Here is a 16,302-nt window from a genome sequence, read left to right as displayed (position 1 = left end):
TCTGTGCAACGGTCCATCCACAGGGGTGACCGGTGCCGGCCGCGGAACTCATCGCCGTGCCGTGGGATTTCTCCGGCGGCACCGCCGACGGCTCCTACGTGTCGTACTCCTGGATGCGCCGGCCGTGGCCGCGGTCCAGGAGCGCGGGCAGCCGCTCCCCCAACTCCCGTACGACGGACGGCACGTCGATCGTCAGGAGCCTGCGGTCGCGCATCAGCACCCGGCCGTCCACGATCGTGGTGCGCACGTCGGACGAGCGGGCGCTGTGCACCAGGGTGGCGGCCAGGTCGTGCACCGGCTGGGTGTGCGGGCCGCTGAGGTCGACCAGCACGATGTCGGCGCGCCGCCCCGGCGCGATGCTGCCGACGGTGTCGCCGAGGCCGACGGCCCGCGCGCTCTGCAGGGTCGCGTGGTGCAGGGCCTGACGGGCGGTCAGCCAGCGCGGGTCGCCGGTCGTGGACTTCTGCACGAGGGCGGTCAGCGCCATCGACTCCCACACGTCGAGGGAGTTGTTGGACGCGGCGCCGTCGGTGGCGAGCCCGACCGGGACGCCGATCTCGCGCAGCGCCCGGACCGGTGTCGTGCCGGGCCAGCCGAACTTGAGGTAGCCGCGCGGCGCGGTGGCGACGGCGACACGGCCGCCGGCGTCGCGGAGCGCGGGCAGGTCCTCGTCGAGGATGCCGGTGCCGTGCGCGACGAGGACGTCGGTGTCGAGGAGGCCGGTGCGCCGGAGCACCTCGACGGGGGTCACGCCGTGCCGTGCCAGGCTGGTGGCGGTCTGGTCGCGGTTCTCGGCGGCGTGCAGATGGACGGGGAGGCCGTGCTCGCGGGCGAGGTCCGCGGTGGCCGCGAGATCGGCGTCGTCCACGGTGTAGGGGGCGTGCGGGGCGAGGGCGGTGGTGATCCGGCCGCCCGCGCCCCCGCGGTGCGCCAGGGCGAACTCCAGCGATCCCTCCCGGCCCCGGGGACCCTGTGAGGAGAAGAACGCCTCGCCGAGATGGGCCCTGATCCCGCACTCCTCGACGACGGCGGCGACGGCGTCCATGGAGAAGTAGTGGTCGGCGAAGCAGGTGACCCCGGCCCGGATCATCTCGGCGCAGGCCAGCCGTGCCCCCAACTCCACGTCGCGTGCGGTGAGGTTGGACTCGACGGGCCACACGACGTCGTTGAACCAGGCGTCGGTCGGCAGGTCCTCGGCGATCCCGCGCAGGGCGGCCATCGGGGCGTGGGTGTGACAGTTGATCAGTCCGGGCAGGGCGATCTGCCCCTGGGCGTCGATGCGTTCGCGGGCGGGCACCCCTCCGGCCTCCGCTCCGCTGACGACCGCCTCGACGACCCCGTCCCGCACGATGACGGAGGCGTCCTCGGCGAAGCCGATCTCCTCCTGTTCGTCGTGCGTGAGCACCGTGCACCGGGTGATGACGAGATCGGCGGGGGGAGGCGTCATGGTGTCACGGTACGGCCCCGCGGTGCCCCGCGGGGCCGTTGTGGCGTCAGCCGGCGAGGGCGGACACCGTGGCGGCCTCCGGGACGCGCAGCCCGGTGCGGTGGCGTTCTCCGGCGAGCGCGTCGAGGAGTTCGGTGAGCCGGGCGGTGTGCCGGGACGTGAGCCGGCCGGCGTCGTCGAGGTGCACGGCGCACGCGGTGGTGGCGTCGACGAGTTGTTCGAGGGTGGTGACGATCTGGTCGGCGCCCCGCGTGTGCCGGGCGAGCGCGGGCAGTTCAGCGGCGGCGAGCGCGACGGCGCCCCGCGCCTCGGCGAGCGTCCGGTAGGCCTCGCGGCGCAGCGTCCAGCGCACGGCCCGCGGTTCCCGCACGTCCCCGTCCGCGCGGGCGCCGGACTCGCCCAGCACATGGGTGAGGTAGGCGGAGACGGCGTCCCCGGCCGCGGTGAGCCGGGCCCGCACTCCCCCGCCGCGCTGCCCGGGCACCGGCAGATGGCCGGCGACGAGCACGATCGCGCACGCCAGCAGGGTCTCGCCGATCCGCCCGACGGACGCCTGCGGTTCGCCGCCCACCATGACCAGGGCGAGCACGAGGACGGTGACGACGGCGGTCTGGGCGGCGAAGTGCCGGGTGGCCACGGGGATCAGGGCCCCGCTGACCGCCACGAGCGCGACGAGCCCGTCGGGCCGCGGCAGTACGGCCGCGAAGCCGGCGAAGACCAGCGCGCCCCCCACCGTCCCGGCCGCCCGGCACAGCACGCGCGAGACGAGCGGCCCGAGATCGGGCTTGACGAGGAAGACGGCGGTGGCCGGCAGCCAGTACCAGTGGGTGTGCTGTCCGTACCAGCGGGTGTGGTGCAGCGCCTGGGCGATGCCCACGCCCGCGCCGAAGCAGAGGGCGACGCGCACCCCGTACTCCCGTCCGCCGGCCCCGACCACGGCCCGGACGCGGTCCCGCACGGTACGGCGGCGGGCGTGCAGGTTCCGGTTCTCCCGGCCCCGGTCGAACGCCTCGGCGGCGTACAGCAGCGCGTCGTCGAGGGCGCGCAGGGCGGGCGCCGACCGGGAGGGCGCGGGCAGCGGCCCGGTGTGGGTGCCGCCGCGCACGGCGGCGGCGAGGCGCCGGGGTCCCTCTCCGGCCCGGGCGGGCACGGCCTCCCCGGCCCAGGCGAGCGCGGTCGCGGCCTCGGCGAGCGGCAGGGCGGCGGCGTACTGGGCGTGCAGCCGCCGCTCGGCGGACGAGGAGGCGTACCGCCGCAACCGGGGCCCGGCCAGGGCGTCCTGGGCGTGGTCGAGGGCGGCGGTCAGGGCGGCCCGGCGCGCGGTGGCCCGCTCGGTGCCGGCGGCGTCCAGCAGGCCGGCGACCGCGTCGTACACCTCGGCGACGGCGGCCCGCTCCCCGTCGAACCGGAAGTCGCCGGCGAGGGCGCGCGGGGTCGGCAGCGCCAGCCGCAGCGCCAGCAGCCAGGCCGCGCCCGCGAGGAAGGCCAGCGCCCGCTCCCCGGCGCTCTCGGGCAGCGGCATCCCGGCGCCGACGGCCGTGGCGACGAGCACCTGGGTACCGGCGGCGGAGGCGACGGGCCCGATCGCGCAGACCCCTCCGGCGACGAGCCCGAGCACGGTGAGCACCAGGGTGAGCGGTACGGCCCCCAGGTGGTCCCCGGCGTACGTCCCGCCGAACACCCCGGCCGTCCCCGCGAGCGCGGGCACCCCGATCCGGTGCATGGACGAACGGCGGCTGCCGGGCCGGTCGTTGATCCCGGCGAGCATGGCGGCGATGGCGGCGGCGACCCCGAGGGTGGCCCGGCCGGCGAGCACCGCCGCGAGCAGGAGCGGCCCGGCGGACAGCGCGCCCCGGACGACCGCGCTCCACGGCACCGGGCCCCGCTGGGCGCGCAGGGCGTGGGTGAGCCAGGGGGGAAGCGGACGGGCCGGGCGCGCGGGGCGGGACACAGGGCTCCTGTCGGGCGAGGGCGGAGGTGCCTTCGGGCGACGGTGGCCGGGCTGTGGACTGTGCGGTCCACCGTACCGCCGGGGCGTGTGGCCGGAGGGACGGCGGTGTTGCGGAAGTGTGACGGTGTGCGGGGCAGGAGGCCGGGGCGGCCCGCGGGTCACAGCGAGGCGAACAGTGTCTCCGCCTCGGTGACGGCACGCAGCAGCACTTCCGGCCCGGGTTCCAGTCCCGCGAGGACGGCGTCCACCGTCCGCAGTCCGGCTCGCTCCAGCAGCCGCTTCTCGTTGGTCACCCACTCCCCGCGCGCCGCCAGCACGGCGTGCCCGGTCTGCACGGCGGCCGTGGCGACGGCGCCCGCCACCTCCGTGAGCCGGCCGGCCGGGGCGTGGTGCGCCTCGGCGTAGCCGAGGGTGGCGCGGGCGGTGGCGTGCCAGCGCTCGCTCGCGGTGCGCCGCAGCGCCTGCGGATAGCGGTCCGGGCGCGGCAGCTCGCCGTGCAGCACCCGGTTGAGGGCCAGCTCGGCGACCACCAGATAGCTGGGGATGCCCGCGAGGTGGAACAGCAGCGGCTCCACCCGGAACCGTCCCCGCTCCGCCTCCGCCAGCTCCCGCTCGACGACGTCGAGGTCGCGGTAGTGCACGTCGACCCGCCGTCCGTCGACGGTCAGCCACGCTCCCCCGTTGAAGACGCCCCCGCCCCAGCCTCCGACCTCCGACACCTCGCCCTCCCAGCCGAGCGCGCGGAGGTCGTCCGGGTCGAAGGGGCCGCGGTAGTAGACGGCCAGGTCCCAGTCGCTGTCCGGGCGGTGGGTGCCCTGCGCCCGGGAGCCGCCGAGCGCGACGGCGCGGACGGTGGGGAGGGCGGCCAGGCGGCCGGCGAGGGTGTCGAGGAAGACGGTGTCGTCGGGAGCGGTGGCCATGCCGGAAGCGTACGGAGCCGGGGGGACCCTCGCCACGGGGATTTCGACGCGGTCGGGACCGGTGGAAATTCGGATGCGCGCGGCCCTGCGGGTGCGCATGATCGGCGAGTTGGGCACCTCACGGTTCACGACGTCTCAGCATCCGAGGAGCAGCCTTCATGATCCGCCGCGTCACCTCTCCCGCCCTCTTCCCACCGCCCGCGTATGCGCACGCCTCCGTCGTGGAGGCGGGCACGCGGATCGCGTTCCTCGCCGGGGCCGTGCCGCTCGACGCGGAGGGCAGGCTGGTCGGCGAGGGCGATCCCGTTCGCCAGGCCGAGCAGGTCGTGGCGAATCTGGAGGAGCAGTTGCGGGCCGTCGGCAGCGACCTGGCCCATGTGCTGTCGACCGACGTGTACGTGGTGAGCGGTGACACCTCCGTGCTCTCCGCCGTGTGGGAGGTCGTCGAGGCGTCCGGGCTGAGCGCGGGACCGCACGCGTCGACGCTGCTCGGGGTGGCCTGCCTCGGCTATTCGGGCCAGCTGGTGGAGATCACGGCCACGGCCGCCGTTCCGGACCCGGAGGGACGGTCCTGAGCGCCGTCTTCCTGCGCCGGGCCACCGCGGCCGACGCGCGGGCCGTCGCCGACGTGTGGCTGCGGTCCTTCACGGCCGCCCTGCCGTCCGTCGTCCGGCCGCACTCCGACGAGGAGGTGCGGGCCTACTTCAGCGAGGTCGTGCTGCCGTCGCAGGAGACGTGGGTCGCCGACAGCGCCGGACGGGTCGTCGGGCTCATGGTCCTCGACGGCGACCAGCTCGCCCAGGTGTATCTGGACCCGGAGTGGCGTGGACGGGGCGTGGGCGACCGGTTCGTCGGCCTCGCCAAGCGGCGCCGCCCGGAGGGGCTGAGCCTGTGGACGTTCCAGGTCGACGAGCCCGCGCATCGGTTCTACGCCCGGCACGGCTTCGTCGCCGCCGAGTCCACCGGCGGCGGCGGCAACGAGGAGCGCGAGCCGGACGTGCGGTACGTCTGGCGCCCCGGTCACGGCTGACAGGGCGTTTCACCCCGTCAGGCCCGCCGCGTCGGCCGCCGTCGCCAGCACGTCCCGCAGCATGGCCGGGGTGAGTCTGCCGGTGAAGGTGTTGCGCTGGCTGACGTGGAAGCAGCCGAAGACGTCCAGCCCGTCGAGCGCGACCCGGGTGCCGTGCGCGAAGGCGGGCCGTGGCCGGGGCACGGTCCAGCCGGCCTCCCGCAGCGCGGGCAGCGTCGCCTGCCAGCCGAAGGCGCCGAGCACGACGAGGGCGCGCACCGTGGGCCGCAGCAGCCCCAGCTCTCGCACGAGCCAGGCCCGGCAGGTCTCCCGCTCACCGGGGGTGGGCCGGTTGGCGGGCGGGGCGCAGTGCACGGGGGCGGTGACGCGGACTCCGTACAGCTCCAGGCCGTCGTCGGCGGCGACCGAGGTGGGCTGAGAGGCCAGGCCCACGTCGTACAGGGCCTGGTACAGCACATCGCCGGAGCGGTCCCCGGTGAACATCCGGCCGGTGCGGTTGCCGCCGTGCGCCGCCGGGGCGAGCCCGACGATCAGCAGCCGGGCGTCGGGCGGGCCGAAGCCGGGCACCGGGCGGCCCCAGTAGGTCTGGTCGGCGAAGGCGGCCCGCTTGGTGCGGGCCACCTCCTCACGCCAGTCGACCAGCCGCGGGCAGGCCCGGCAGCCGGTGATCCGCCGGTCGAGATCAGCGAGCGCGTCCACCCCTCCACCGTACGGCCGCCTGGCGGGAGGACACCGCCGCCGGCCCGGCCCGGGGACTAAGGTCGAGGTATGCCTTCCGAGGACACCGAGGACACCGCAGCCATCGAGGGGACGGCCGGCGCGACGGCCGCACCGGACGCCGCCGGGACGGCCGTCGATCCGAAGACCGCCGCCGCCGTGGCCGCGGCCGAGGCCGCCGTGCCGCAGAACGGCGAGCCCGTGCGGGTCGACAGCTGGATCTGGGCCGTACGGCTGGTCAAGACCCGCTCCGTGGGCGCCGCCGCCTGCAAGGGCGGCCACGTGCGCGTGAACGGCCAGAACGTGAAGCCGTCGCACACGCTGCGCGTCGGTGACGAGGTCCGGCTGCGGCAGGAGCACCGGGAGCGGGTCGTCGTCGTCAAGCGGCTCATCCGCAAGCGGGTCGGCGCTCCGGTCGCGGCCCAGTGCTACGTCGACAACTCGCCGCCCCCGCCGCCGCGCGAGGCCGTCGCCCCGGCCGGCGTCCGGGACCGGGGCGCGGGCCGCCCGACCAAGCGGGACCGCAGGGAACTGGAGCGGCTGCGCGGCCTGATGAGCGGCGGCAGCGGCCTGGGGCAGCCGCGCGGACGGTGACGTCCGGGGCGCTCAGGCGCCCCGGACGGCCAGCCGTCGCAGATCTGTGAGGGAGCCGCGCCGCGCCCAGGCGATCAGGGCCAGCGGCACGATGAGGACGAGCGGCGTCGCGGCGTTCTCCCCGCCCAGCGCGGTGACCGAGACGATGAACGCCCCCACCATGAGCGCGCTGAGGGCGATCGCCGCGACCGACTGGAGCACGGGGATCAACAGCGCCACGGCACCGGCCAGTTCGAGCACACCGATGGTGTACATCCCGGTGCTCCCCCAGCCGAGTCTGTCGAAGGCCTCCGCCGCCGAGGGGTGGGCGATCAGCTTGGGCAGCGCGCTCGCGAGCGCGTAGAAGAGGGCGAGCAGGATCTGCAGGCCGCGCAGGGCGATCCGGGCTCCGCGCCCCCGAGGGGTCGCGGACCGGGCGAGGACGGTACGGGAGCCGGTGGTCTCGGACATGGGTCTCTCCTGGGGTCTGCGGTCCGTGGTGCGGTCAGAAGGTGGACCGGGCGACTCCCGGGAACTCATCGGCCGCCGGCGGACGTCCCTGGGTACCCGGCGCGGAGGGATGCTGGAGGAGAGGTGGTTCCCATGCGTACGGGAAGTGAGCCGACCACCGCGCGCAGTCCGCTGCGGATCCGCTTCTGGCTGTGCGTGTGGGGCGTGGCCTGGGCCGCCTTCGGCACCATCGCCTTCGCGCTCGCCGGACGCCCCGGCTGGGCCGTGGCCTGCGGGGTGCTGTGGCTGGTGATCACGGTCGACATGGCCATGGTCGTCCGGCACATCCGTCAGGGCCCGCACTACCAGCCCGGCAGCGACGTGCCCCCGTACGCGCCGTACGAGGAACCGGGCCGGCCGCCCGCCCGGCCACCCGGGCCGGGTCCGCGGGACCCGCACGGCCCCCCGCCCCCGCGCCACGAGGAGCCCTAGCGAGCGGCCTCAGTCCTCGAACCGGGCCGCCTTGACGTACTCGGGATTCGGGTCGAGCGCCGCCGCCAGGCGGAAGTGGCGGGTGGCCTGGTCGCGGCGGCCCTGCCGCTCGTAGGTGCGGGCGAGCGCGAAGTGCGCGAACGCGTTGTCCGGCTCGCGCTCCAGGACGATGGTGAACTCCAGCTCGGCGGGCCGCAGCTGCGCCGCGGCGAAGAAGGCCCGCGCACGCAGCAGCCGGGCCGCGGTGTTCTCCGGGTGCGCGGCGATGACGCCGTCGAGCAGCTTGACCGCGCCGCGGGGGTCGCGCGCGGCGAGCAGCTGCTCGGCGGCGCGGAAGTCGATGACATGGGTCTCCGGAGTACGTCCGGTGGATCCGCTGGTCTCGGGCACGGCAGAGTCCTTCCCTCGCTGGGAGGGTTCAACGCGCGGACGGCAAGACCCTATTCCGGCCGGCGCCGATCACTCAGGCCGCCGCGTGAGCCCGGCGCACGAGCTCCTCCCACACGTCCTTCACGCGCCGCCGCAGCTCCTCCAGCGGTACGTCGTTGTCGACGACGATGTCCGCGATCGCCCGGCGCTGCTCCCGCGTGGCCTGCGCGGCCATCCGGGCGCGGGCGTCCTCCTCGGTCATGCCGCGCAGCCGCACCAGCCGGTCCAGCTGGGTGGCGGGACCGGCGTCCACGACGATCACGAGGTCGTACAGCGGGGCCAGGCCGTTCTCGGTGAGGAGGGGCACGTCGTGCACGACGACGGCGTCGCCGGCGGCCGCCTCCTCCAGTTCACGCGAGCGCGCCCCGACCAGCGGGTGCACGATCGAGTTCAGCACGGCCAGCCGCTCCGGGTCGGCGAAGACGATGGAGCCCAGCTTCGGCCGGTCCAGGCCGCCGTCCGCCGCGAGGACGTCCTCGCCGAACGCCTCGACGACCGCGGCCAGCCCCGGGGTGCCCGGGGCGACCACCTCGCGGGCGATGCGGTCCGCGTCGATCAGGACGGCCCCGTGCTCCACGAGCAGCCGGGACACCGCGCTCTTGCCGGCACCGATGCCGCCGGTCAGGCCCACCTTCAACATGGGGCCAGCCTAGGGGGTCTCTCGCCGATCATGCAGGACTCCCGCCGTCCGTCAGCCGTCGCCCTCCCGCTCGGCCAGGAAGCGCTCGAACTCGCGGCCGATCTCGTCGGCGGAGGGGATGTCCACCGGTTCGGCGAGCATGTTGCCCCGGGTCTCGGCGCCGGCGACCGCGTCGTACTGGTGCTCGAGGCCCTCGATGAGGTTGGTGAGCTCGTCGTCGCCCTCGCGGATCTGGCGGTCGATCTCGTTCTGGGTCCGGTGGGCATCCGTCCGCAGCGCGTGCGCGACGCCCGGCAGGACCAGTCCGGTGGCCGCGGTGACCGCCTCCAGGACGGTGAGCGCGGCGTCGGGGTACGGCGAGCGGGCGATGTAGTGCGGGACGTGCGCGGCGACCCCGAGCACGTCGTGCCCGGCCTCCATCAGCCGGTACTCGACCAGCGACTCGGCGCTGCCGGGCACCTGCGCCTCGTCGAAGGGGCTGCTGTGGCCGGGGACCAGGTCGGTGCGGTTGCCGTGCGGGGTGAGGCCGACGGGACGGGTGTGCGGGACGCCCATGGGGATGCCGTGGAAGTTCACCGAGAGACGCACGCCGAGCCGCTCGACGATCTCCTTCACGGCGGCCGCGAAACGCTCCCACTCGACGTCCGGCTCGGGTCCGGACAGCAGCAGGAAGGGGGCGCCGGTGGCGTCCTGGACGAGCCGCACCTCGATGGCGGGCACCTCGTACCCGGCCCAGCGGTCGCGCCGGAATGTCAGCAGCGGGCGGCGGGCCCGGTAGTCCACGAGCCGGTCGTGGTCGAAGCGGGCGACGACCTGGTGGGGCAGGGAGTCCAGGAGCCGCTCGACGATCTGGTCGCCGGTCTCCCCGGCGTCGATGTAGCCGTCGAAGTGGTAGAGCATGACAAGGCCGGCCGACTCCTGGGCGAGCGCCATGTCGACGACGGCCAGACCCTTCGGCTCCCACGTGTACAAATCCTGCGGATCAAGCACAGTGACCGCTCCTCCTCGTGTCCGTACGTGACAACGCCCGTACGCGCGGCGGCATTCCCCCGGCGGAGGAGTTCTTGATCGTCCGTGCCCGGCCGGTGACCGGGTACGGCCGAGGGGCCGCACCTCGGAAGGTACGGCCCCTCGGTCAAGCACTGGGTCAGCCGGAGAGCGTCAGCTCTGGCCGCCCGCCAGCTTCTCGCGCAGAGCGGCGAGCGCCTCGTCCGAGGCCAGCGCGCCGCTGTTGTCGGCACCCTCGGAGGAGTACGAACCGCCGCCACCGGACGCGGCCGGAGCGGCGGCCTCGCCACCCTCGGCAGCGGCCTTCTCGTCCGCCTCGCGGGACTTGATGACCTGCGCCTGGTGCTGCTCGAAGCGCTGCTGCGCCTCGGCGTACTGGCGCTCCCACGCCTCGCGCTGGGTCTCGTAGCCCTCGAGCCAGTCGTTGGTCTCGGGGTCGAAGCCCTCGGGGTAGATGTAGTTGCCCTGGTCGTCGTAGGACGCGGCCATGCCGTACAGGGTCGGGTCGAACTCGACCGAGGCCGGGTCGGCGCCGAACGCCTCGTTGGCCTGCTTCAGCGAGAGGCTGATACGACGGCGCTCGAGGTCGATGTCGATGACCTTGACGAAGATCTCGTCGTTGACCTGGACGACCTGCTCCGGGATCTCCACGTGGCGCTCGGCCAGCTCGGAGATGTGGACCAGACCCTCGATGCCCTCGTCCACGCGGACGAACGCACCGAACGGAACCAGCTTCGTGACCTTGCCGGGCACGACCTGGCCGATCTGGTGGGTGCGGGCGAACTGCTGCCACGGGTCTTCCTGGGTCGCCTTCAGCGACAGGGAGACACGCTCGCGGTCCATGTCGACGTCGAGGACCTCGACGGTGACTTCCTGACCGACCTCGACGACCTCGGACGGGTGGTCGATGTGCTTCCAGGACAGCTCGGAGACGTGGACCAGACCGTCGACGCCACCCAGGTCCACGAAGGCACCGAAGTTGACGATCGAGGAGACGACGCCGGAACGGACCTGACCCTTCTGGAGGGTGGTGAGGAACGTCTGGCGGACCTCGGACTGGGTCTGCTCCAGCCAGGCACGGCGGGACAGGACCACGTTGTTGCGGTTCTTGTCCAGCTCGATGATCTTCGCCTCGAGCTCCTTGCCCACGTAGGGCTGGAGGTCGCGGACACGGCGCATCTCGACCAGGGAGGCCGGGAGGAAGCCGCGGAGGCCGATGTCGAGGATGAGACCACCCTTGACGACCTCGATGACGGTACCGGTGACGATGCCGTCCTCTTCCTTGATCTTCTCGATGGTGCCCCAGGCGCGCTCGTACTGGGCGCGCTTCTTCGAGAGGATCAGGCGGCCTTCCTTGTCCTCCTTCTGGAGGACCAGGGCCTCGATCTCGTCGCCGACCTTGACGACCTCGTTCGGGTCGACGTCGTGCTTGATCGAGAGCTCGCGGCTCGGGATGACACCTTCGGTCTTGTAACCGATGTCGAGCAGGACCTCGTCCCGGTCGACCTTCACGATGACGCCGTCGACGATGTCGCCGTCGTTGAAGTACTTGATCGTCTCGTCGATCGCGGCGAGGAAGGCTTCCTCGTTACCGATGTCGTTGACCGCAACCTGCGGGGTGGTGGCGGTGGTCTCGGTGCTGCTCGTCATGTGGGAAAGGGCTCCGGTACGGACATTGAGTCGTAGGTACTGCTACGCCGGGAGCCCGTATCGCTCTGATGAAGCCGGACAGCCAAGGAAGCGCCAAACGGGAAAAGACCCTATGGCGCCTCGACAACCGAGGGGACATACAACAGATGCGAGCGCAGCCTGCTACGTCTGAGGTGCGCAGGCCCGCAGCGCAACTTGTAGCATACGGGGGCAGCCGGGCAGGGTCAATGCGCGAAGCCGCACACCCGGGGCGGATCGCCGCATACCCGGCACGAAACCTGTCTCCACAGGCCACACGCGCCTTGGGAACACCCCTCGCGTGACAGCACCGTGAGGGCCGCGCCGTTCAGGTGTCGGAAGAGTACGACGAGGGAGCCGATCATCCAAGAGCCCGTATCGCCCGACATTCCGTCCGGCGCCTCCTCCGAACCGCAGGAACCGCAGGAACCGCAGGAACCGGAGGCGACCCGGCGCTCGGCCGGCACCGCGGAGAGCTCCCGCGCCAACCGGGGCTGGTGGGACCGCAACGCGGACGAGTACCAGATCGAGCACGGCACCTTCCTCGGGGACGACCGCTTCGTCTGGGGACCCGAGGGCCTGGACGAGGTGGAGGCCGAGCTGCTCGGCGCGCCCGAGGCGCTGAGGGGCAAGGACGTCCTGGAGATCGGGGCGGGCGCGGCGCAGTGCTCGCGCTGGCTGGCCGCGCAGGGCGCCCGCCCGGTGGCCCTGGACATCTCCCACCGCCAGCTCCAGCACGCGCTGCGCATCGGGAGCGCCTTCCCGCTGGTGTGCGCCGACGCCGGGGCGCTGCCCTTCGCCGACGGCTCGTTCGACCTGGCGTGCTCGGCCTACGGGGCGCTGCCGTTCGTCGCCGACCCGGTGCTGGTGCTGCGGGAGCTGCACCGGGTGCTGCGGCCCGGCGGCCGGTTCGTCTTCTCCGTGACCCACCCCATCCGCTGGGCGTTCCCGGACGAGCCCGGCCCGGAGGGGCTGTCGGTCTCCGCCTCCTACTTCGACCGCACCCCGTACGTGGAGCAGGACGAGGAGGGGCGCGCGGTCTACGTGGAGCACCACCGCACGATCGGCGACCGGGTGCGGGACGTGGTGGCGGCCGGGTTCCGGCTGGTGGACCTGGTGGAGCCGGAGTGGCCGGCCTGGAACAGCTCGGAGTGGGGCGGCTGGTCCCCGCTGCGCGGCAGCCTGATCCCGGGCACGGCGGTCTTCGTGTGCGAGCGGGACTGACGCGGCCGCCCGTGGCGGGGCCGGTGGCGGGACGTACGACACTGGGGGCGTGATCCGCTACGACGCCCTGGACGCGCTGCCGGTGCGCGGTGCCCTGCCCGCCCTGACCGACGCCCTGGACGGGCCCGGCACCGCGGTGCTGGTCGCCCCGCCCGGCACCGGCAAGACGACGCTGGTGCCGCTCGCCCTCGCCGGCCTGCTCGGCGAGGGGCCGGAGCGGCGGGTCGTGGTCGCCGAGCCGCGCCGGATCGCCGCGCGGGCCGCCGCCCGGCGGATGGCGTGGCTGCTGGGCGAGCGGCCCGGCGAGAGCGTCGGCCACACCGTGCGCGGGGAGCGGGTCGTCGGCCCCCGTACCCGGGTGGAGGTCGTCACGACCGGGGTGCTGCTGCAGCGGCTCCAGCGCGACCAGGAGCTGGCGGGCGTGGACGTGGTGGTGCTCGACGAGTGCCACGAGCGGCATCTGGACGCGGACACCGCGGCCGCCTTCCTGTGGGACGTGCGCGAGACGCTGCGGCCGGAGCTGCGGCTGGTGGCCGCGTCGGCGACGACGGACGCGGACGGCTGGGCCCGGCTGCTGGGCGGCGCGCCGGTCGTCGTGGCCGAGGGCGCCGCGCACCCGGTGGAGACGGTGTGGGCGCCGCCCGCGCGTCCCGTACGGCCGCCGCACGGGACGCGGGTCGATCCGGTGCTGCTCGCGCACGTGGCCGCGGTGGTGCGGCGGGCGCTGGCCGAGCGGCCGGGCGACGTGCTGTGTTTCCTGCCGGGGGTCGGCGAGATCGCGCGGGTCGCCGGGCAGCTGGGCGATCTCGGGGACGTCGAGGTGCTCCAGGTGCACGGGCGGGCGCCGGCGGCCGTGCAGGACGCGGTGCTGTCGGGCGGCGACCGGCGCAGGGTGGTGCTGGCGACGTCCGTGGCGGAGTCCTCGCTGACGGTTCCGGGGGTGCGGGTCGTCGTCGACTCCGGTCTCGCGCGCGAGCCCCGTGTGGATCACGCGCGCGGGCTGAGCGCGCTGACGACGGTACGGGCCTCGCAGGCGTCCGGACGGCAGCGCGCGGGCCGGGCCGGGCGGGAGGCGCCGGGGACGGTGTACCGCTGCTGGGCCGAGGCGGAGGACGCGCGGCTGCCCCGTTTCCCGGCGCCGGAGATCAAGGTCGCCGACCTGACGGCGTTCGCCCTGCAGGCGGCCTGCTGGGGCGACCCGGACGCGGGTGGGCTGGCCCTGCTCGATCCGCCCCCGGCCGGGGCGATGGCGGCGGCGCGGAGCGTGCTGACGGCCGTCGGTGCGGTCGACGGCGACGGGCGGGCGACCGAGCGGGGCGCCTCCCTGACCCGGCTGGGGCTGCATCCCCGGCTGGGCCGGGCCCTGCTGGACGGCCCCGGCGCGGCCGCCGAGGTGGTGGCGCTGCTCAGCGAGGAGCCACCGCGGGAGTACGGCGACGATCTCGCGGCGGCGCTGCGGACGGCCCGGCGGGGCGGCGACCCCTATGCCGGGCGGTGGCGGACGGAGGTGCGGCGGCTGCGGGCGGGCGCCGGAACCCGCGGCGGCCCGGACGCCCCGGACGACCGCACGGTGGGGCTCGTCGCCGCGCTGGCCTTCCCCGAGCGGGTGGCGAAGGCGGACGGCGGCTCCTATCTGATGGCGTCGGGCACGCGCGCGGAGCTCGCCGAGGGCAGCCCGCTGCGGGGCGCCCCGTGGATCGCGGTGGCGGTCGCGGACCGGCCGGTGGGGCGCGGGCACGCTTGTGTGCGGCTCGCGGCCGTGGTGGACGAGGACACGGCCCGGTCGGCGGCGGCCTCCCTGTATCAGGAGGACGAGGAGGTGCACTGGGCCGGCGGCGACGTGGTGGCCCGCCGGGTCGAGCGGCTGGGCGCGATCGAGCTGGCGGAGCGCCCGCTGCCGGACGCCGGCCCCGCTCTCGTCCGGGCCGCTCTGCTCGACGGGCTGCGGCGGGAGGGGTTCGGGCTGCTGCGCTGGTCCCCGGACGCCGTGGTGCTGCGGCAGCGGCTGGCGTTCCTGCGGCTGCACCGGGGCGACCCGTGGCCCGACGTGTCCGACGAGGCGCTGCACGCGCGCGTGGACGAGTGGCTGGAGCCCGAGCTGGGCCGGGCCCGGCGACGGGCGGACCTCGGGCGGATCGACGCCGGGCAGGCGCTGGCACGGCTGCTGCCGTGGGCGACGGGTGAGGCGGGGCGGCTCGACGAGCTGGCCCCGGAGCGGGTCACCGTGCCCAGCGGCTCCCGGATCCGCGTCGACTACGGCGATCCGGAACGGCCCGTCCTGGCCGTCAAGCTGCAGGAGATGTTCGGGCTGGACACGTCCCCGGCGGTGGCCGGGGTGCCGCTCCTGGTGCATCTGCTCTCCCCCGCCGGGCGCCCGGCGGCCGTCACCGCCGATCTCGCCTCGTTCTGGCGGGACGGCTACCGGGGTGTCCGGGCGGAGCTGCGCGGCCGCTATCCGAAGCATCCGTGGCCGCAGGACCCGGCGTCCGCCGAGCCGACCCGGCACACCACCGCGCGGCTCAGGCGGTGACGGGGTCCGCTTCGGCGTCCCGCGCCGGTTCCGGGCCGCCGGGGCGGCGGCCGCGCGCCTCCAGCCAGAGGGACAGCGCGAGCAGCAGCCCGCCGAGGACCAGCAGGCCCCAGGGCAGGTACGACGTCATCAGCAGGACGAGGGTGCGGTTGCCCTTGACCAGGTCGACGGTGTGCTCGATGTAGTCGTCGCGCATCTTGACGTGCCCGGCGAACGCGGTGACCTTGTCGCGGCCGCCGAGCAGGGTGCCGCCGCGCAGCTCCTCCTTGTGGATCTCCTCGCCGTAGACGGGGGCGCCGGTGAGGGGTTCCACCCAGAACTTGCGGACGGTGGTGTACCAGCGGGTCGTGCCGGTCGCCGCCAGCGATGCGGGGGTGACGCCCTCGACGGGCAGGGACTTGGGGAACGGCACCTTCGTCCAGGGGATGACCTGCTCGAAGCAGTAGACCTCGACGCCCCGGAAGTCCTGGGTGCCCCGGTAGTGGATGGGGGCGGTGACGCGGGCCTGCGCGTCGAAGTACGCGTAGTCCCGCTTCTCGGTGAGGAAGGGCCACTTGAACTCGATGCCGTCGCGGCGCACGGGGTCGCCGTCGACCGATTCGCCGGGGGCGTGGACGGGTTCCTGTGTGTGCGCGTCGAAGATGTAGCGCTCGGGGACCCGGGAGACCATCCGGCCGTCGGGGCCGACGACGTACGAAAGGCCGTCCCACACGACGACGTCGCGGTCGGTGGTCCGCTCGACGCGCTCCGAGGCCGCCACGTCGCCCCTGAGGGTCTGCACGATGGTGATCTTGTCGACTTTCCGGGCCCGCATGGTGCCGTAGTCGAGGAGGGTGGCGTCCTTCGCCTCCAGGACCATGTCCTGGTACTGGTTCGCGGGGACCTTGGCCAGGCGCGGGAAGGCGTACCAGCGCAGCAGCGGGGACAGCGCCGCGCAGAGGACGGCGAGGGCGAGCAGGATCAGGCCGGCCGTGCGGCGCATGGCGGCCTCCCTTCCGGGCGGGCGGTCACGGATGGGCGGGCACGGTGGTCAGCAGCGGCTTCGGGGAGGTGCCGCCGGAGGGCGCGCCGACGGCGGTGAGCGCGAGGACCAGGGCGACGGCGGCGGCGAGTCCGGCCGCGGCGGCGATCAGGGCGCGCATGCGTGCCTCCCGGACACCCGGAACTGATGCATCGTCAGATCCGGCACCGTAGCAACGGGCCAGCGAGATGAGAACACGTCG

General features: G+C 74.6%; 17 protein-coding genes. 6 read left to right on the top strand and 11 right to left on the bottom strand.

All coding sequences use genetic code 11. From position 1 onward, the window contains the following. Positions 1 to 94: 94 nt before the first annotated feature. The 3 genes from ABZ899_RS09220 to ABZ899_RS09210 form a co-directional block, all read right to left on the bottom strand. Entirely contained in the window at positions 95 to 1,447 is a 1,353-nt protein-coding gene (locus tag ABZ899_RS09220; protein WP_361343007.1) for an amidohydrolase, read from the bottom strand. A 46-nt stretch (positions 1,448 to 1,493) separates the two neighbouring features. After that, complete coding sequence (locus ABZ899_RS09215; protein WP_361343004.1) at positions 1,494 to 3,398, bottom strand: FUSC family protein; 1,905 nt, start codon at positions 3,396 to 3,398, stop codon at positions 1,494 to 1,496. A 158-nt stretch (positions 3,399 to 3,556) separates the two neighbouring features. After that, entirely contained in the window at positions 3,557 to 4,318 is a 762-nt protein-coding gene (locus ABZ899_RS09210) for a nucleotidyltransferase domain-containing protein (RefSeq protein WP_361343001.1), read from the bottom strand. Positions 4,319 to 4,476: 158 nt separating this feature from the next. Here ABZ899_RS09210 and ABZ899_RS09205 point away from each other — a divergent pair, with 158 nt between their 5' ends. Both ABZ899_RS09205 and ABZ899_RS09200 read left to right on the top strand, forming a co-directional pair. After that, positions 4,477 to 4,893, top strand: a complete 417-nt coding sequence (locus ABZ899_RS09205) for a RidA family protein (RefSeq protein WP_361342998.1) — start codon at positions 4,477 to 4,479, stop codon at positions 4,891 to 4,893. Further along, positions 4,890 to 5,348: a GNAT family N-acetyltransferase gene (locus ABZ899_RS09200; protein WP_361343563.1), complete on the top strand. Its 459-nt coding sequence runs from the start codon at positions 4,890 to 4,892 to the stop codon at positions 5,346 to 5,348. The genes ABZ899_RS09205 and ABZ899_RS09200 overlap by 4 nt, the downstream gene beginning before the upstream one ends. A 9-nt stretch (positions 5,349 to 5,357) precedes the next feature. Here ABZ899_RS09200 and ABZ899_RS09195 read toward each other — a convergent pair whose 3' ends face one another. Then, positions 5,358 to 6,047, bottom strand: a complete 690-nt coding sequence (locus ABZ899_RS09195) for a uracil-DNA glycosylase (protein ID WP_361342995.1) — start codon at positions 6,045 to 6,047, stop codon at positions 5,358 to 5,360. 69 nt (positions 6,048 to 6,116) lie between these two features. On the opposite strand from ABZ899_RS09195, the gene ABZ899_RS09190 reads away from it, so the two are divergent. Beyond that, positions 6,117 to 6,659, top strand: coding sequence for an RNA-binding S4 domain-containing protein (locus ABZ899_RS09190; protein ID WP_361342992.1), 543 nt, complete (start codon positions 6,117 to 6,119; stop codon positions 6,657 to 6,659). A gap of 12 nt (positions 6,660 to 6,671) precedes the next feature. Here the strand turns inward: ABZ899_RS09190 and ABZ899_RS09185 are convergent, their stop codons facing one another. Continuing rightward, entirely contained in the window at positions 6,672 to 7,109 is a 438-nt protein-coding gene (locus ABZ899_RS09185) for a DoxX family protein (RefSeq protein ID WP_361342989.1), read from the bottom strand. Between the two features lie 132 nt (positions 7,110 to 7,241). On the opposite strand from ABZ899_RS09185, the gene ABZ899_RS09180 reads away from it, so the two are divergent. After that, a complete protein-coding gene (locus ABZ899_RS09180) occupies positions 7,242 to 7,580 on the top strand; it encodes a DUF6343 family protein (protein WP_361342987.1) in 339 nt (112 codons plus the stop codon). A 9-nt stretch (positions 7,581 to 7,589) separates the two neighbouring features. On the opposite strand, the gene ABZ899_RS09175 is transcribed toward ABZ899_RS09180, so the two are convergent. The 4 genes from ABZ899_RS09175 to rpsA form a co-directional block, all read right to left on the bottom strand. Continuing rightward, on the bottom strand, positions 7,590 to 7,970 hold the full coding sequence (locus ABZ899_RS09175) for a tetratricopeptide repeat protein (protein WP_361342984.1): 381 nt from the start codon (positions 7,968 to 7,970) through the stop codon (positions 7,590 to 7,592). 73 nt (positions 7,971 to 8,043) lie between these two features. Next, the gene (coaE, locus tag ABZ899_RS09170; protein ID WP_361342981.1) at positions 8,044 to 8,649 is read right to left on the bottom strand and encodes a dephospho-CoA kinase; all 606 of its coding nucleotides are present in this window, start codon (positions 8,647 to 8,649) and stop codon (positions 8,044 to 8,046) included. Between the two features lie 51 nt (positions 8,650 to 8,700). After that, positions 8,701 to 9,639, bottom strand: coding sequence for a PAC2 family protein (locus ABZ899_RS09165; protein ID WP_361342978.1), 939 nt, complete (start codon positions 9,637 to 9,639; stop codon positions 8,701 to 8,703). A 171-nt stretch (positions 9,640 to 9,810) separates the two neighbouring features. Next, complete coding sequence (rpsA, locus tag ABZ899_RS09160; protein ID WP_361342975.1) at positions 9,811 to 11,307, bottom strand: 30S ribosomal protein S1; 1,497 nt, start codon at positions 11,305 to 11,307, stop codon at positions 9,811 to 9,813. A 330-nt stretch (positions 11,308 to 11,637) separates the two neighbouring features. On the opposite strand from rpsA, the gene ABZ899_RS09155 reads away from it, so the two are divergent. Together ABZ899_RS09155 and hrpB are read left to right on the top strand one after the other, a co-directional pair. Then, complete coding sequence (locus tag ABZ899_RS09155) at positions 11,638 to 12,549, top strand: class I SAM-dependent methyltransferase (protein WP_361342972.1); 912 nt, start codon at positions 11,638 to 11,640, stop codon at positions 12,547 to 12,549. 49 nt (positions 12,550 to 12,598) lie between these two features. Continuing rightward, the gene (gene hrpB, locus ABZ899_RS09150; protein ID WP_361342969.1) at positions 12,599 to 15,079 is read left to right on the top strand and encodes an ATP-dependent helicase HrpB; all 2,481 of its coding nucleotides are present in this window, start codon (positions 12,599 to 12,601) and stop codon (positions 15,077 to 15,079) included. On the opposite strand, the gene ABZ899_RS09145 is transcribed toward hrpB, so the two are convergent. Together ABZ899_RS09145 and ABZ899_RS09140 are read right to left on the bottom strand one after the other, a co-directional pair. Then, on the bottom strand, positions 15,069 to 16,061 hold the full coding sequence (locus ABZ899_RS09145) for a DUF3068 domain-containing protein (RefSeq protein ID WP_361342966.1): 993 nt from the start codon (positions 16,059 to 16,061) through the stop codon (positions 15,069 to 15,071). The two genes, hrpB and ABZ899_RS09145, sit on opposite strands and share 11 nt — an antisense overlap. A gap of 25 nt (positions 16,062 to 16,086) precedes the next feature. Beyond that, positions 16,087 to 16,221, bottom strand: a complete 135-nt coding sequence (locus tag ABZ899_RS09140; RefSeq protein ID WP_361342964.1) for an SPW_0924 family protein — start codon at positions 16,219 to 16,221, stop codon at positions 16,087 to 16,089. Positions 16,222 to 16,302: the final 81 nt, after the last annotated feature.

This window comes from Streptomyces sp. NPDC046859, assembly GCF_040645135.1.
Taxonomy (GTDB): domain Bacteria; phylum Actinomycetota; class Actinomycetes; order Streptomycetales; family Streptomycetaceae; genus Streptomyces.
This window is presented reverse-complemented; position numbering and strand designations above follow the sequence as displayed.

Coding starts and splice junctions, on each gene's coding strand:
- ABZ899_RS09220 (WP_361343007.1), bottom strand. CDS start 1,447: ATGACGCCTCCCCCCGCCGATCTCGTCATCACCCGGTGCACGGTGCTC.
- ABZ899_RS09210 (WP_361343001.1), bottom strand. CDS start 4,318: ATGGCCACCGCTCCCGACGACACCGTCTTCCTCGACACCCTCGCCGGC.
- ABZ899_RS09205 (WP_361342998.1), top strand. CDS start 4,477: ATGATCCGCCGCGTCACCTCTCCCGCCCTCTTCCCACCGCCCGCGTAT.
- ABZ899_RS09190 (WP_361342992.1), top strand. CDS start 6,117: ATGCCTTCCGAGGACACCGAGGACACCGCAGCCATCGAGGGGACGGCC.
- ABZ899_RS09185 (WP_361342989.1), bottom strand. CDS start 7,109: ATGTCCGAGACCACCGGCTCCCGTACCGTCCTCGCCCGGTCCGCGACC.
- ABZ899_RS09180 (WP_361342987.1), top strand. CDS start 7,242: ATGCGTACGGGAAGTGAGCCGACCACCGCGCGCAGTCCGCTGCGGATC.
- coaE (WP_361342981.1), bottom strand. CDS start 8,649: ATGTTGAAGGTGGGCCTGACCGGCGGCATCGGTGCCGGCAAGAGCGCG.
- rpsA (WP_361342975.1), bottom strand. CDS start 11,307: ATGACGAGCAGCACCGAGACCACCGCCACCACCCCGCAGGTTGCGGTC.
- ABZ899_RS09145 (WP_361342966.1), bottom strand. CDS start 16,061: ATGCGCCGCACGGCCGGCCTGATCCTGCTCGCCCTCGCCGTCCTCTGC.
- ABZ899_RS09140 (WP_361342964.1), bottom strand. CDS start 16,221: ATGCGCGCCCTGATCGCCGCCGCGGCCGGACTCGCCGCCGCCGTCGCC.